This is a genomic window from Gemmatimonas aurantiaca T-27 (genome assembly GCF_000010305.1).
In the GTDB taxonomy this organism is placed as follows: Bacteria; Gemmatimonadota; Gemmatimonadetes; order Gemmatimonadales; family Gemmatimonadaceae; genus Gemmatimonas; species Gemmatimonas aurantiaca.
In genome coordinates this window covers 2,787,131-2,802,139 of the sequence record NC_012489.1, presented here as the reverse complement: position 1 = coordinate 2,802,139, position 15,009 = coordinate 2,787,131, and the positions used below count along the sequence as shown (strand labels likewise).

The following is a 15,009-nucleotide window of genomic DNA, read 5'->3' as shown; positions in this document are numbered from 1 at the left end:
TCTGGAGAGGTCGTGACTGCACCACTACAACCGAAACGCGGCGCCACGCTGCTGAACGATCCCGTCCTCAACAAGGGAACGGCGTTCTCGGCCGCGGAGCGCGATGCGTTCGGATTGCGCGGGCTGCTGCCGCCGCGCGTGATGACCCAGGATGAGCAGCTCGAGCGCATCCTGCCTGGCGTGAGAGCGCGCCCCACACCGATCGATCAGTACGCGTATCTGGTCGCGCTGCACGATCGCAACGTCACGCTGTTTTACCGCCTCGTGATGGACAATCTCGAGGAGTTCCTGCCGGTGTTGTACACCCCTACGGTGGGGCAGGCGTGTGAAGAGTTCGGTCGGATCTTCCGCCGGAGCCGCGGTCTGTATGTCACGTCGGAAGATCGTGGGCGGGTGCGCGATGTACTGGCCAACTGGCCACACGATGACGTGCGCATGATCGTGGTGACCGATGGGGAACGTATTCTCGGTCTGGGTGATCTGGGCGCCAACGGCATGGGCATCCCCATCGGCAAGCTCACGCTGTATACGGCGTGTGCTGGTGTGTCGCCGCATCAGTGTCTGCCCATCACCATCGATGTCGGCACGGACAACACGGCACTCCGTGAGAGCGCGGCCTACATGGGAGTGCGTGATCCGCGCATGCGTGGCGAAGAGTATGACGCGTTGCTCGACGAATTCGTGGAGGCCGTGAAGGAACGTTTCCCGCTTGCCTGCCTGCAGTTCGAAGACTTCGGCAATCACAACGCGTTCACATTGCTCGAGAAGTGGCGCGATCGGACCTGCACATTCAACGACGACATCCAGGGCACCGCATCGGTGACACTGGGGGGACTGCTGTCGGCGGCCAAACTCACGGGTGTGCCGCTACGCGACATGCGTCTGATGTTCCTTGGCGCAGGCGAAGCCGGTATCGGCATTGGTGATCTGGTCGTGCAGGAGATGATCGCCGAAGGACTGACCGAACTCGAAGCCCGTCAGCGGTGCTGGTTCATGGATTCGCGCGGGCTGGTCGTCGCGTCCCGTACAGATCTGGCAGAGCACAAACGTCGGTTCGCGCACGAGTATGATGCGGTGGCTTCGTTGCAGGAGGCCGTTGAACAGCTCAAGCCGCATGCACTCATCGGGGTGTCTGGTCAGCCCGGCACTTTCACGCCAGGGGTGCTCACGGCGATGGCGGCAAACCATCCGCGGCCGATCATCATGGCGTTGTCCAACCCCACGTCGAAGGCGGAGTGCACGGCACGTGAGGCGTACAGCGCAACAGATGGCCGAGCGGTGTTCGCCAGCGGCAGTCCCTTCGCGCCCGTGACGTACAAGGAGCGCACCCATGTGCCGGGACAGGGCAACAACGCCTACATCTTCCCGGGTGTCGGGCTCGGGGTCATCGTGAGTGAGTCCTCGCGCGTGACGGACGAGATGTTCGCGGCAGCGGCCCGTACGCTGGCCGGATTGGTGACACCGGAAGATCTGGCCATGGGCCGGATCTATCCGAGTCTCACGCGGATTCGCGAGGTGTCACGCGCGATTGCCATCGAAGTGGCGAAGATCGCGTTTGACCGTGGTCTTGCTCGCACGGCGCGCCCGGATGATCTCGCGGCTGCGGTTTCTGCGGCGATGTATGAGCCGGTGTATCAGTCGCTGATCTGACGGAGTCCTGCGTCGATGGAAAGAAGCCGTCTCCGATCAGGCCGGGGGCGGCTTCTGTGCTTCACCCCCGGCTGGCAGGAACCTGATTCGCTGCTGCGAGTTCGATACCTGTATTGATGTTCGTGAAACTCTCGGTGATGCCGGGCAGCGGCACGCACAATGCCTGGTGGGTGTCGATGAATCCGTGGACCGATCGTTGACCGCTGGCGAGATAGAGGTCCAGCGAAGCCGCCAAGGCTGTACGACCCAACAGAAAGAGATGCTGGTGGTGTTCGCCGTCGTAGGGGTAGACGATGGTGATGTCGGGCTGATCGACGTGGCGGGCCAGAGACTCGACGAGCTGTGGGTCGAGAAACGGCGCATCGCCCGGGCAGCAGAAAAACCAGGGCGTGTGCACATGTCGCAACGCAGACTGCAGGCCGCCCAAGGGACCTTGATCGTCCGCGAGATCCTGCACCACCGCCACCCGGTACGTCGCATAGGCTGGTGCCTCACGATTGGCGCTGATCACCACAGCAACGACCTGCGGTTGCAGTCGTTCGAGCACGTGGGCCACGAGTGGGCGTCCATGAAGCAGTTGCAGCGCCTTCTCCGCGCCGCCCATGCGCGTGCCTCGGCCACCACACAATACAATCCCCGTGATGTCGTCCCGCGTGATCACGGGAGTGGTGGCGGTGCGTCCAGTCGTTGGGCGGCCTGCAGCGCCAGCGGGTGCAGAGCTTCCGGTGTGTTGGCCGAGCCATGGACCAGCGCCGCCAGTTCTCGTCGCATGGCGGGCGGCCAGAATTTCACCATATGATCGTGAATCCCCTCGACCGCGTCAGTTTCCGGATAGGGGGCAAAGAACTGCGCGATTTGATTGACCATGCGGATCACGTCGTGGTCAGACATGGTGCATCACCGGTTCCTGTGCATGACTCATGTTTCCGCGTTCCCCGCTTTCGGGGAATCGGATGATCTCGAGGACGTCTCCACGTCCCATGGTGGACACCAGCGGCAGTCCCAGTTGCTCTGCCCATTGCAAGGCCATCGTGGTGGGCGCGCTGACGGTGGCCAGTAGTTGTGCATCGAGCGCGATGGCCTTGTACACGAGCTCATAACTGCACCGACTGCTCATCAGGACAAAGCCTGGTGTCACAGGTGTGCCTGACCGGCGCACCGCGCCCACGAGTTTGTCGAGGGCGTTGTGTCGGCCCACGTCCTCACGCGCCAGCACGATGTCACCTTGCATGGTGCACCAGGCCGCCGCGTGCACAGAGCGTGTGGTGGCATTGAGCGGCTGATGCGCGGCGAGCGTCCCAGCGGCCCGACGTATGGCCTCGTCATCGACGGGCTCCGTGATGTGTCGCTCCGTGTGCCGACTATGCAGCGCCGCCAGCGTCTCGATGCCGCACAGTCCACAGGCCGTGTTGCCGAGCAGCGAGCGAGCGCGGAGTGCGTTCGTGTCGACCAGAGCGGAATCGGCAGACAACTGCACGGTGTATTCACCCAGTGCTTCCGAGATCCGGACATCCGCGATGGCTGTAGCATGCGACACCACGCGCTCGGTGATCGCCAGCCCGATGGCCAGATCCTCGAGGTCCGCCGGTGTGGCCAGCATGACGGTCCAGGGCGTGTCGTTGATCGTGATGGCAACCGGAGCTTCCACGGCAATCGCCCACGCACCGGCAACCATGCTGCCTGATGGGCCGCTGCGCACAATGGCGCGAGACATCACTCCCGCCGTGGCGGCTTCGCTGTCAGTCAACCGGGCGCACCTCCACGGCAGTCACCTTGTACTCCGGGCAGTTGGTCGCCCAATCGGAGAACTCGGTGGTGACCACGTTGGCGGCGGCCTCGGGGTGATGGAACGTGGTGTAGACGATTCCCTCGGGGACTCGGTCGGTAACCCGGGCGTGTAATGTGATGGCGCCTTTGCGGCTGGAGAGCAGCACCCCATCCCCGGAGCTCACGCCACGCACCTCGGCGTCGTGCGGATGCATCTCCAACACATCCTCGTCGTGCCACATGGTGTTGGGGGTGCGCCGCGTGGCCGTGCCCACGTTGTACTGCGTCAACACGCGGCCGGTGGTGAGCAGCAGCGGGAACTTGCGTGTGGAGCGCTCGTCGGTGGGTACGTATTGCGTGACGAGGAACCGCCCCTTGCCGCGCACAAACGCCTGTTCGTGCATGACGCGTGTGCCGAGGGGGGTGTCCGTGGTGCAGGGCCACTGCACACTGCCCACCTGGTCGAGGTGGGAGAAGGAGACGCCGGCAAACGTGGGTGTCAGTGCCGCGATCTCGTCCATGATCTGCGACGCGTTGTCATAGCCCATGGGATATCCCATCGCCGTGGACAGCCGACAGACCACCTCCCATTCCGACATGCCGGTGCGCGACGGCGACACGGGACGCACCCGATTGATGCGTCGCTCGGCATTGGTGAAGGTGCCATCCTTTTCGAGGAAGGCCGTACCAGGCAGGAAAACGTGGGCATACTTGGCTGTTTCGTTGAGAAACAGATCCTGTACCACCACGCAGTCCATGGCACGCAACGCATCGGTCACGTGGATGGTGTTGGGGTCGGACTGCGCAATGTCTTCGCCCTGCACGAACATCCCGCGAAAGGCGCCCGCCACCGCCGCCGAGAGCATGTTGGGGATGCGCATCCCCGGTTCGTGATCGAGCGTGGTGTGCCACGCTTCTTCGAAGCGGCCACGCACCGCATTGTCGGAGATGTGCCGATAGCCGGGCAGTTCGTGCGGAAAGGACCCCATGTCGCAGGATCCCTGCACATTGTTCTGGCCACGAAGGGGGTTCACGCCAGTACCGTCACGACCGATCTGACCGGCCGCCATGGCGAGATTGGCGATGCCAAGCACCATGGTGCTGCCCTGACTGTGTTCGGTGACACCCAGACCGTAGTAGATGGCCGCGTTGCCGGCGCCAGCGTACAGGCGTGCCGCTGCACGGACCTCGGCCGCAGGCACCCCGGAGTGCGCCTCGGTGGCTTCGGGAGAATGCTCCGGCTGCGCGATGAAGTCGCGCCACTGTGTGAATGACACCGCGTCACAGCGTTCGCCGACAAACGTGTCATTCACCAGGCCTTCGGTCACGATCACATGGGCAAGCGCATTGATGACCGCCACGTTGGTGCCGGGGCGCAATTGCAGGTGATGCGCTGCCTGAATGTGCGGCGACCGTACCAGGTCGATGCGTCGGGGATCGATCACCACGAGTTTGGCGCCCTGCCGCAGTCGACGTTTCATGCGGGCGGCAAACACCGGATGCGCGTCGGTGGGGTTGGCGCCAATCACCAGAATCACATCGGCATGGGCCACCGATTTGAAGTCTTGGGTGCCGGCTGACGTGCCGAAGGTCTGCTTGAGCCCGTAGCCGGTGGGCGAATGGCACACCCGGGCGCAGGTGTCGATGTTGTTGTTGCGGAAGGCCGCGCGGACCATCTTCTGCACCACGTACACTTCTTCGTTGGTGCAGCGTGACGACGAAACACCGCCGATGGCTTCGCGGCCATGTTCGTCCTGAATGGCACGAAAGCGTGCCGCCGCAAACTGGATGGCCTCCTCCCAACTGACTTGGCGCCAGGGGTCATCGATATGCTCACGCACCATCGGGTGCAGCACTCGATCGCTGTGGGTGGCATAGCCCCATGCAAACCGGCCCTTCACGCAGGAGTGGCCTTCGTTGGCACCGCCCTCGGCCGAGGGCGTCATGCGCACGACATCGTTGCCCTTGAGCTCTGCGTCGAAAGAACAGCCCACGCCGCAGTAGGCGCAGGTGGTTTTCACCACGCGGTCCGGCTGGCCGGCGTCGATGATGCTCTTTTCGGTGAGCGTGGCGGTGGGGCAGGCCTGCACGCAGGCACCACACGAGACACACTCGGAGTTCAGGAACGCTTCACCCATGCCAGCGCTCACCTTGGACGCAAATCCACGATCGGTGATGCTCAGCGCAAAGGTGCCCTGGATTTCATCGCAGGCCCGCACACAACGCGAGCAGACGATGCACTTGGACGGGTCGAACGTGAAGTACGGATTCGACTCGTCTTTCTCGGCCTCGAGGTGATTTTCCCCACCGTATCCGTAGCGCACTTCCCGCAGCCCCACGGCGCCGGCCATGTCCTGCAATTCGCAGTCGCCATTGGCGGCGCAGGTGAGGCAGTCGAGCGGGTGATCGGAGATGTACAACTCCATCACGTTGCGTCGCACACGGGCGAGCTGCGGCGTTTGGGTGCGCACCACCATGCCATGGTCCACGGGCGTGGTGCAGGACGCGGGCAACCCCTTTCGCCCCGCGATATCCACCACGCACAAGCGACAGGAGCCAAAGGGCTTCAGGGTGTCGTTGGCGCACAGCCGCGCAATGTCCACGCCCACGGTCTTGGCCGCCTGCATCACTGTAGTGCCGGCGGGCACGGACGTGGTCATGCCGTCGATGGTGATGTCGATCAGAGGCGTCGCCGCAGCAGCGGACAAATCGAGGGCGGGTTTGATCATGGTGCCACCTGCGATGTGGAAGATGCACCGCCGGCCGGGGCCAGCAAATCGGCGGTGAAGTGCTTCATCACGCTGCGAACAGGCATCGGCGTGAGGCCACCCAACGCACACAACGAACCCAGCTCCATCGTTTCACACAGCTCTTCGAGCAGGTTCCACTGATCCCGCACCTGCTCACGACGTCGCAGGCGTTGAATCACTTCCACACCACGGGTGGAGCCAATACGGCAGGGGGTACACTTGCCGCACGACTCATGGGCGCAGAAGGCCATCGCGAACTCCGCCTGCGCGGCCATGTCCACCGTGTCGTCGAAGGCCACGATGCCACCATGCCCCAGCATTGCCCCGATGGCCGCGAAGTGCTCGTAGGTGAGTGGAGTGTCCCACTGCGATGCCGGCAGGTACGCCCCGAGCGGGCCGCCGACCTGAATGGCTCGTAGCGCACGTCCTGAATAGCTGCCACCGCCGAAGCGTTCGACCAGGTCACGCAACGTGATGCCAAAGGGGAGTTCCACCAGTCCGCCACGTTGGATGTTGCCACCCAACTGAAAGGGCATGGTGCCAGTGGATCGATCAAGGCCGTGCGATGCGTAGTGCTGTGCACCCCTAGCCAGCACGTCCGTGGCCGCAGCGAAGGTCAACACATTGTTGATGACGGTGGGCTGGCCGAACAGCCCCTGCAAGGCGGGCAGCGGCGGTTTGGCGCGTACCACACCGCGTTTGCCTTCCAGGCTTTCGAGCAAGGCCGTTTCTTCGCCGCAGATGTACGCCCCACCACCGATGCGCAGGGTGATATCGAAGGCGTGCGAACTGCCACACACCGATGCGCCCAACATGCCCGCACTGCGGGCGCGGGCGAGGGCTTCTCCGAAAATCTGCGCCGCGTACGGATACTCCGAGCGCAGATAGACGTAGCCCTGTGTTGCCCCCACCGCCAACGCGGCGATGGTCATGCCTTCGATGAGCTGGAACGGATCGGCTTCCATCAGCAGTCGGTCAGCAAACGTACCTGAATCCCCCTCGTCGGCGTTGCACACGACGTACTTCTGAGGGGCACGCGCGTTTCGCACGGTTTCCCATTTGATGCCGGCTGGAAATGCCGCGCCACCCCGGCCTCTGAGGCCGGACGCCGTGATTTCGCGGACAATGCCTGCGGAATCCATGCCGATGGCGCGTTCCAGGCCGAGCAAGCCGCCCGCCGTGCGGTAATCGTCGAGTGACAACGGGTCGATGCGCCCGATCCGCGCAAACGTGAGGCGCACCTGTTCGGCGAGCCACGGCAGCGCTTCCACCAGTCCGATGCACTTCGGGTGACGGCGATCGGGAAGACCGTCTGCAAAAAGCGCGGGCACCTCGGCGGCCGATACATTGGCGAAACCGACGCGCCCTTCTGGAGTCTCCAGCTCCAGCAGTGGCTCCAGCCAGTACGCTCCGCGCGACCCATTGCGCACCACGTGAGCGTGCCCGTCGCGCACCACCGGTACGCTGGCCAACGCACGCGCGACTTCGTCCGCGCCCACGGAACGGGCCGCCGTATCATTGGGCACATGAATGCGCATCAGGCGGCGCCTCGTTCGCTGCTGGCGGCCACCGGCAACTCCGCCAGCAGCTCATCGAATCGCGCCGGTGTCACGCCGCCCACGATGCGGTCATCGATGCGCATGGTGGGGCCCAACGCACAGTTGCCGAAGCAGTATGCGGCCTCAAGGTGTATGCGATGATCTGCCGTGGTCTGCCCGAGCGGTACCCCGAGCACATGCGTGGCGTGTGCGGCCAGCTCTCGGCACCCCACGGACTGACAGGCTTCAGCCATGCACAACTGCATGACGTATTGGCCGACCGGTGCCTCACGCAGGTCCGTGTAGAACGTCACCACGCCATAGACATCGGCGCGTGAAATGTTGAACGCCTGCGCGATCTGTCGCATGGCGTCCTGGGAAACAAAACCCACCGTGGCCTGCACCTGCTGCAATACAGGCAGCAGGTGTTCGGCGCCGGTGGGTGACTGCGCGAGCAGGTCGGCAATGACCGCCTGCTCGCGGATGGCATCACGTGACATCGCCTTGAGGAGTCCTCTAGCGGTAGCGCTCCATGAGCTTGTCCAGGGCACCCTTGCCCGGGCACAGCGCCTCGTAGGGCAGATCGACGAGCGGAGTTTCGGGTGTCTTCATGAAGTCATGCATGTCCCGGCCGCGCTCATCCACAAAGAGCAAGCCCGTGGCGATCTCTCGGCGTGCCTGGCAGGCGCGCACATGCGCGTACGCCGAATCACGGTTCGTCGGATCGTAGTCGGCAGATGTGGACCGCAGGCGCACCACGCTGCCGTCGTGCATCGTCACCGACTTCACGTCTTCGCCAGACTCCGGCATGGTGATTTCGCGGCGCAGTGGCACAAAATCCGCATGCACCGCTTCCACTTCGTGCTCACGCGTGAACGCATAACTCTTGGTGGACCCCTCGTGGTCGTTGAAGCTCACACACGGGGAGATCACGTCGACGATCGCAAAGCCTTTGTGCGAGAGGCCGGCCTTGAGAATGGGAACGAGCTGCTTCTTGTCGCCGGAGAACGACCGGGCCACAAAGGTCGCGCCCAGTGTCAGCGCCAGCAGCACGGGATCGATGGGTGACTGCTCATTGGCTTCCCCCTTCTTGGAGGTGGAGCCGATGTCGGCGGACGCCGAGAACTGTCCCTTGGTGAGCCCGTACACGCCGTTGTTCTCGAGCACATACAGCATGTTCACGTTACGGCGGATGGCATGCGACAACTGTCCGAGGCCGATGGACAGCGAATCGCCGTCACCGGACACGCCGATGTACGTGAGGCCACGGTTGGCCGCCGATGCACCGGAGGTCACCGACGGCATGCGTCCATGCACGGAGTTGAATCCGTGCGACTGCTTCATGAAGTAGGCAGTGGTCTTGGAAGAGCAGCCGATGCCACTCATCTTGCCCACGCGATGGGGTTCGAGGTCGAGTTCCCATCCCGCCTGCACAATCGCTGCGGTGACCGAGTCGTGCCCACAGCCGGCGCACAACGTGGACATGGCGCCTTCGTAGTCCCGGATGGTGAGTCCGAGGCCATTCGTGCGCGAGCTGGGATGCTTGACTGGGGGCTTCGCAATGGATGTCATGCGTGCACTCCGTTGGTGGCGCCCAACGTGGAGGGCACATGGCCCAGGGCGCCTAGCTTCTTGGACACCGCATCGACGACCACCTTGGCCGTCAGGGGCATGCCGCCGTAGTCGACGATGGACAGCATGGAATCGCGCGGGATGCCGAGTTCGATGGCGAGCAGCGACCGCAGTTGCGCATCGCGATTCTGCTCGATCACGAACACGCGTTCGTGGCGCGAGAAGAAGTCCTTCACTTCTGCTCCGAAGGGGAAGGCGCGCACGCGCATCACGTCTGCCACGATGCCCTGAGCTCGCAGCTTGTCTGCGGCCTCACGCACTGCCGCATCACAGCCACCCAGCGTGACCAGGCCCACGTCGGCGCCGTCCTGCAGCGTGAACACGGGCTTTGGCATCGCCGTCGCTGCGTGCTCGAACTTTCGCTTCAGGCGATCGACGAGCTCCTGATAGGCGTCGGAGTCTTCGGTGTAGGCGGCGTGTTTGTCGTGGCCGGAGCCGCGCACAAAATACGCACCCTTGCCACCCACGCCGGGCAGCGTGCGGGCCGCGATGCCGTCACCATCCACATCGAGGTACCGCGAGAACTTCTGAATCTTCTCCAGATCTTCCTTGTGCAGCACCTTACCGCGATCTGGCGTGTAGCTGTCGTCCCAGGTGAAGCGCTTGACCATCCAGTCGTTCATGCCGATGTCGAGATCGGTGGCCACGAACACCGGCGTCTGGAAACGTTCGGCGAGATCAAACGATTGCACCGACATCTCGAACGCCTCTCCCGGATTGGCCGGGAAAATCACGAGGTGTTTGGTGTCGCCATGGGACGCATAGGCCAGCGACAGGAGATCGGCCTGCTGCGTCCGCGTGGGCATGCCGGTGGCCGGCCCGCAGCGCTGGATATCGAAGAAGACGGCCGGAATGTCGGTGTAGTAGGCGAGCCCGATGAATTCCTGCATCAGCGAGATGCCGGGGCCTGACGTGTTGGTGAACGCGCGAGCACCGGCCCAGCCAGCACCAATGATGATACCGGCCGCCGACAGCTCATCTTCCGCCTGGAGAATGGCGTAGTTGTGTGCGCCCGTCTCCTTGTCCACACGGAACTTGTCGCAGAATGCCTTGAACTGTTCCATCAACGCGGTGGCCGGCGTGATGGGATACCATGCACCCACCGTGGCACCGGCGTACACCGCACCGAGCGCGCAGGCGGTGTTGCCATCGATGAGGATGGAATCACTGGTGTGATCCATCTTCTCGAGGCTGAACGGCAACGGGCAGGTGAAGTGCGCTTTGGCGTACTCGTAGCCGAGCTGGATGGCCTTGTGATTGGACGTCAGCAGCTTGGGCTTCTTGCCGTACTTCTCTTCCAGCATCTTGCTCACGACATCCATGTCGATGCCGAGCAGTGCCGCGAGTGAGCCGGCGTACACGATGTTGCGGAGCAGTGTGCGGTCGCGGTCGCCCTGGAAGTTTTCCACGCACAGCCGACCAAAGGGGATCCCCATGATGGTGATCCCTTCACGCACGAGGTCCGGGTCGAGCGGCCAGGACGAATCGTAGAGCAGGTAGCCGCCGGGGCGCACTGTCGCCACGTCCTTGGCGTACGTGGCCGGATTGAGGGCCACGACGAGATCCACCTCCGAAGGACGGGCCATGTAGCCGTCTTTCGAGACGCGGATCTCATACCAGGTCGGCAGGCCCTGGATGTTGGACGGGAAGATGTTCTTGCCCGATACCGGGATACCCATGCGGAAGATGGCCTGCATGAGCAGGCCGTTGGCGCTGGCGGATCCCGTTCCGTTGACAGTGCCGATCTTGAAAGCGAAGTCGTTGATCCCACTCATGCGTAGGCCATCCCGGCAACGGGCTTCTTGAGGTCGAATATCTGCATGTCCCAGGCTGCCGTGGGGCAGCGTTCCGCACAGAGTCCGCAGTGAAGGCAGACATCCTCGTCCTTCACCATGATACGCTTGGTCTGGGGCAGTTGTTCAGAGAGATAGATCGGCTGGGACGTGTTGAGTGCCGGCGCCGAGAGGCGCGTGCGCAGCTCATCGATGGGCGTGCCGTTGGTGGTGATGGTCAGGCAGCTCGTTGGGCAGATATCGACGCAGGCATCACACTCGATGCATGCCGACGCCGTAAAGCCGGTCTGAATATCACAATTCAGGCAGCGACCAACCTCAGCCGCCGTTTGCTCGGCCGAAAAGCCGAGTTCCACTTCGATGTCGAGATCGCTGAAGCGCTTCACGAGTTCTTCGTGCTGCATCTTCGCGCGCTTCTGTGACTCGTAGTCGTTGTCGAAGGCCCAACTGTGCATGCCGACCTTGGCACTGACGAGCGTCATGCCATAGGGCGGCCGCTCGTTCACATCCTGACCCTGACACTGCAGATCGATGGAGATCGCGGCCTGGTGTCCGTGCGCCACGGCCCAGATGATGTTCTCCGGGCCCCACGCCGCGTCGCCGCCGAAGAACACCTTGGGGTGTGTGCTCTGATGCGTGGCCTTGTCGACCTTGGGCATGCCGCGCGAATCGAATTCCACCCCGATGTCACGCTCGATCCAGGGGAACGAGTTGTCCTGACCAATCGCGAGAATGACCGCGTCACACGGAATGATGACGGTGTCCACCACCCGGCTCGACTGCTTGCCGTTGGCGTCTTCGGTCCACTCGAGCACTTCGAACTCCATGCCGACGAGCGTGCCGTTCTCCACCACCATGCGCTTGGGCGCGTGGTTCTCGATGATCTCGACCTGTTCTTCTTCGGCGTCTTCGAGTTCCCACGGCGACGCCTTGAAATGTTTGCGTCCGCGACGCGCGATCACCTTCACATCGGTGGCTCCCACGCGCTTGGCCGTGCGACAGCAATCCATGGCGGTATTGCCCACGCCGATGATCACCACACGCGGTTCGATCTTTTCGATATGCCCGAAGTGCACGTTGGCGAGCCACTCGATGCCGATGTGCACTTGTTCAGGTGCATCGGAGCGGCCGGGGATGTCGAGTTCCTTGCCCTTCGGCGCGCCGGTGCCGACATACACCGCATCGTAGCCATCATCGAGCAGGCCCTTGAGGCTCTGCACCTCGGTGCCGTACTGCATGTTGGCACCCATGTCGATGATGTACCCACACTCATCGTCGAGTACCTTGGCCGGCAGTCGGAACGACGGAATGTTGATGCGCATGAGCCCACCGGGCTGCGCATTGCGTTCGAAGATCGTGACGTCGTAGCCGAGGGGCAGCAGATCGTTGGCGACCGTCAGTGCCGACGGACCCGCGCCGACGAGGGCAACACGCTTCCCGTTTTTTGTCGAAGGTGCTTTCGGAAGAAACGCACGGATGTCGTCGCGATGATCGGCCGCGACGCGCTTGAGTCGACAAATGGCAACGGGTTTTTCTTCGACACGACCGCGACGGCATGCGGGCTCGCACGGACGGTCGCAGGTACGGCCGAGGATTCCGGGGAATACGTTCGATTCACGATTGAGCAGATACGATTCCGTGTATCGGCCCTGCGCGATGAGACGGATGTAGCCCGGAACATTGGTGTGAGCCGGACAGGCCCACTGACAGTCCACGACCCGATGATAGAATTGCGGGTCCGTGACGTCCGTTGCTGCCATGAGGTGGGGCTCCTGTAGGGAGAGAAGAGCAGACTCATGCTAGCTTGCTCCCCGGACCATCACTCGGCAAGAAGGGTTTGTCCGACATGTTCGCTCTCGCGCATCACAATTCAGGTGCTGTCAATAATCGGACAATTTCTATCGGAATACATTCATGCAGACCTCATGCACAGTTCCTGCATGATCAGTCATGAGAAGTTGCTATGCGAACGCCCGGACTCGAACCGGGATGGGTTGCCCCACCAGCTCCTAAGGCTGGCGCGTCTACCAATTTCGCCACGTCCGCAAACCACCGACATCCCGCGCGTCGGCGAGGGAGAAGTATAGCGAAGCCGGCCACGTGATGCGGATCGCAGCATTGATGAGACCCTTTCGCGGCGTCCGGGTAGCAGTTGCCGGTACGCCAGTGCGCGCGGTGCGCACCACGTCCTCCCGCCACCACGCCCCACCTCCACGGGGCCTGCCATAGACGCCTTCCCGGAGACACCATGTCACGCACTCGCTTTCGTTCGATGCCGCGCCTCGCGGCGGCCGCCGTCGCGCTGTTCGCCACGTTCTCCGCCACCCGCGTTGAAGCACAGGCCGATGCCGGCAGCACCAAGGGACTGTTCTTCGGACTGCAATACGCCGGCGCATCCGTATCCGTGAAGGACGCGGCCGAAGACCTCAAGTTTGGCAGTGGCTTCGGTTTGCACGCCGGTCTCGGCATCAGTGACAACGTCGCGGTGCTCGTGAACTTCGACCGCAGCGCGGTGACCCGTCGCGGGAATTCCGACGACCTGACGCTCAAGCAGTACGATGCGCTTCTGCGCATGTATCTGCTGCCGGGCGCGAGTTCGCCGGTGCGAGTGTTCGCCACGGCCGGTGCCACGGGCCGGGCCGCCGATCGCAGTACCAAGTTCGAGGGGATCGCCCCGACGGCCGGCGCGGGCGTCCATCTGGGCATCACACCGCATATCGCCATCACGGGCACGGCCCTCTGGACCTTCGGTAACCTGACCCGCCTGGATGACATCACCGGCGGATCCACGACCAAAGAAGACTTCAGGTCCACAGGCACCCGTGTGCAGGTGGGCGCGTCACTCTACCTTTTCCGGTAGCGCGCTCCCCGCTGTTGCTTGCAGTCGCTGGGGGGCGTGGTGATCTCACACCTCCCCCAGCCTGCGGAGTTCCGATGGTGCGTTCGCTGTCCCGCGTCCTGATTGCCAGCCTCCTCGCAGGCTCGGCCGCATTCCCTGTTGCCAGTGCCGCACAGGGCGCCCGCAAGATCTACATCTCCGTGGACATGGAGGGGATCAGCGGCATCAACAGCGACAACCAGACCTCGGCCACCGGCAATGAGTATGGTCGCGCACGGAGGCTGATGGTGGAGGACGCCAACGCCGCCATTCGTGGCGCATTCGAGGGCGGCGCGACCGAGGTCGTGGTGAACGATTCCCATGGCAGCCAGCGCAACATCCTGCCCGAAGACCTCGATCCGCGTGCTCGCCTGATCAGCCACAGCTTCAAGCGACATGGCATGATGGAGGGGCTCGACTCCACCTTCGACGCGGTGCTGTTCGTGGGCTATCACGCCAAGGCGGGCACGCCGCGTGGCGTGTTTGCCCACACGGGTTCTGGCGTGGTGCGTGATCTGGAAGTGAACGGCCTGTCGGTGGGGGAGGGCGGCATGAACGCCCTGCTGGCTCGCTGGTATGGTGTGCCGGTGCTGCTGGTGACCGGCGACGATGTGGCGGTCGAGGAGCAGAAGGCGACGGCTCCCAATGTGCGCGGCGTAGTCGTGAAGCGCGCTATCAACACCCGAGCCGTGGAGCTGCGGCCGCTGGCCGAGGCGCGCCATGAGATTCAGCAGGCCGCGAAGGACGTGGTGGCGGCCTCGCGAAAGGGGCGCCCGGAGCGGGCGGCGCAGTATACCGTGCGCATGACCTTCCCCAATCCCAACATCCCCGAAGTGGCCACGGCCTTTCGCGAGATCAAGCTGGTGTCGCCCACGACCGTGGAGTTTTCGCGCGAGTCGATGCCAGACGCCTATCGTCTGATCCGGGTGCTGTACCGGTTCATCAATCCGGATTGACGGTACTGCTGCATGAAAATGGGGCGCACGGTGATTGCACCGAGC

At 63.4% G+C, this 15,009-nt stretch carries 12 protein-coding genes and 1 tRNA gene; 3 read left to right on the top strand and 10 right to left on the bottom strand.

What is annotated here, in order from left to right; all coding sequences use genetic code 11:
- Window positions 1–12 precede the first annotated feature (12 nt).
- A complete protein-coding gene (locus GAU_RS12305; RefSeq protein WP_015894200.1) occupies window positions 13–1,650 on the top strand; it encodes an NAD-dependent malic enzyme in 1,638 nt (545 codons plus the stop codon).
- 61 nt (window positions 1,651–1,711) lie between these two features.
- On the opposite strand, the gene mobA is transcribed toward GAU_RS12305, so the two are convergent.
- From mobA to GAU_RS12255, 10 genes are all read right to left on the bottom strand, one after another.
- Window positions 1,712–2,311 (bottom strand): molybdenum cofactor guanylyltransferase MobA, encoded by a 600-nt coding sequence (gene mobA, locus GAU_RS12300; protein ID WP_015894199.1) that lies wholly within the window; start codon window positions 2,309–2,311, stop codon window positions 1,712–1,714.
- Window positions 2,308–2,541 carry a formate dehydrogenase subunit delta gene (locus tag GAU_RS12295; protein WP_015894198.1) on the bottom strand — a complete coding sequence of 78 codons (234 nt, stop codon included), beginning with the start codon at window positions 2,539–2,541 and terminating at the stop codon, window positions 2,308–2,310. The genes mobA and GAU_RS12295 overlap by 4 nt, the downstream gene beginning before the upstream one ends.
- Window positions 2,534–3,364, bottom strand: a complete 831-nt coding sequence (fdhD, locus tag GAU_RS12290; RefSeq protein WP_052574412.1) for a formate dehydrogenase accessory sulfurtransferase FdhD — start codon at window positions 3,362–3,364, stop codon at window positions 2,534–2,536. The genes GAU_RS12295 and fdhD overlap by 8 nt, the downstream gene beginning before the upstream one ends.
- 25 nt (window positions 3,365–3,389) lie before the next feature.
- Window positions 3,390–6,146 carry a formate dehydrogenase subunit alpha gene (gene fdhF / locus GAU_RS12285; RefSeq protein ID WP_015894196.1) on the bottom strand — a complete coding sequence of 919 codons (2,757 nt, stop codon included), beginning with the start codon at window positions 6,144–6,146 and terminating at the stop codon, window positions 3,390–3,392.
- Complete coding sequence (locus tag GAU_RS12280; protein ID WP_015894195.1) at window positions 6,143–7,705, bottom strand: formate dehydrogenase beta subunit; 1,563 nt, start codon at window positions 7,703–7,705, stop codon at window positions 6,143–6,145. Before GAU_RS12280 ends, fdhF begins: the two co-directional genes overlap by 4 nt.
- On the bottom strand, window positions 7,705–8,205 hold the full coding sequence (locus tag GAU_RS12275; protein WP_015894194.1) for an NAD(P)H-dependent oxidoreductase subunit E: 501 nt from the start codon (window positions 8,203–8,205) through the stop codon (window positions 7,705–7,707). The genes GAU_RS12280 and GAU_RS12275 overlap by 1 nt, the downstream gene beginning before the upstream one ends.
- A gap of 16 nt (window positions 8,206–8,221) precedes the next feature.
- Window positions 8,222–9,277, bottom strand: coding sequence for a 2-oxoacid:ferredoxin oxidoreductase subunit beta (locus GAU_RS12270; RefSeq protein WP_015894193.1), 1,056 nt, complete (start codon window positions 9,275–9,277; stop codon window positions 8,222–8,224).
- The gene (locus tag GAU_RS12265) at window positions 9,274–11,112 is read right to left on the bottom strand and encodes a 2-oxoacid:acceptor oxidoreductase subunit alpha (protein ID WP_015894192.1); all 1,839 of its coding nucleotides are present in this window, start codon (window positions 11,110–11,112) and stop codon (window positions 9,274–9,276) included. The genes GAU_RS12270 and GAU_RS12265 overlap by 4 nt, the downstream gene beginning before the upstream one ends.
- Window positions 11,109–12,890 (bottom strand): FAD-dependent oxidoreductase, encoded by a 1,782-nt coding sequence (locus GAU_RS12260; protein WP_015894191.1) that lies wholly within the window; start codon window positions 12,888–12,890, stop codon window positions 11,109–11,111. Before GAU_RS12260 ends, GAU_RS12265 begins: the two co-directional genes overlap by 4 nt.
- 204 nt (window positions 12,891–13,094) lie before the next feature.
- Window positions 13,095–13,176, bottom strand: a tRNA-Leu gene (locus GAU_RS12255).
- Window positions 13,177–13,378: 202 nt separating this feature from the next.
- On the opposite strand from GAU_RS12255, the gene GAU_RS12250 reads away from it, so the two are divergent.
- The gene (locus GAU_RS12250; RefSeq protein ID WP_015894190.1) at window positions 13,379–13,990 is read left to right on the top strand and encodes an outer membrane beta-barrel protein; all 612 of its coding nucleotides are present in this window, start codon (window positions 13,379–13,381) and stop codon (window positions 13,988–13,990) included.
- 74 nt (window positions 13,991–14,064) lie between these two features.
- Entirely contained in the window at window positions 14,065–14,964 is a 900-nt protein-coding gene (locus tag GAU_RS12245) for a M55 family metallopeptidase (protein ID WP_015894189.1), read from the top strand.
- Window positions 14,965–15,009: the final 45 nt, after the last annotated feature.

Bases quoted from the DNA above. Each gene is read 5' to 3' on its own strand.
- GAU_RS12280 (WP_015894195.1), bottom strand. From the start codon at position 7,705: ATGCGCATTCATGTGCCCAATGATACGGCGGCCCGTTCCGTGGGCGCG.
- GAU_RS12250 (WP_015894190.1), top strand. From the start codon at position 13,379: ATGTCACGCACTCGCTTTCGTTCGATGCCGCGCCTCGCGGCGGCCGCC.
- GAU_RS12260 (WP_015894191.1), bottom strand. From the start codon at position 12,890: ATGGCAGCAACGGACGTCACGGACCCGCAATTCTATCATCGGGTCGTG.
- GAU_RS12265 (WP_015894192.1), bottom strand. From the start codon at position 11,112: ATGAGTGGGATCAACGACTTCGCTTTCAAGATCGGCACTGTCAACGGA.
- GAU_RS12275 (WP_015894194.1), bottom strand. From the start codon at position 8,205: ATGTCACGTGATGCCATCCGCGAGCAGGCGGTCATTGCCGACCTGCTC.
- GAU_RS12295 (WP_015894198.1), bottom strand. From the start codon at position 2,541: ATGTCTGACCACGACGTGATCCGCATGGTCAATCAAATCGCGCAGTTC.
- fdhD (WP_052574412.1), bottom strand. From the start codon at position 3,364: ATGTCTCGCGCCATTGTGCGCAGCGGCCCATCAGGCAGCATGGTTGCC.
- fdhF (WP_015894196.1), bottom strand. From the start codon at position 6,146: ATGATCAAACCCGCCCTCGATTTGTCCGCTGCTGCGGCGACGCCTCTG.
- GAU_RS12245 (WP_015894189.1), top strand. From the start codon at position 14,065: ATGGTGCGTTCGCTGTCCCGCGTCCTGATTGCCAGCCTCCTCGCAGGC.
- GAU_RS12270 (WP_015894193.1), bottom strand. From the start codon at position 9,277: ATGACATCCATTGCGAAGCCCCCAGTCAAGCATCCCAGCTCGCGCACG.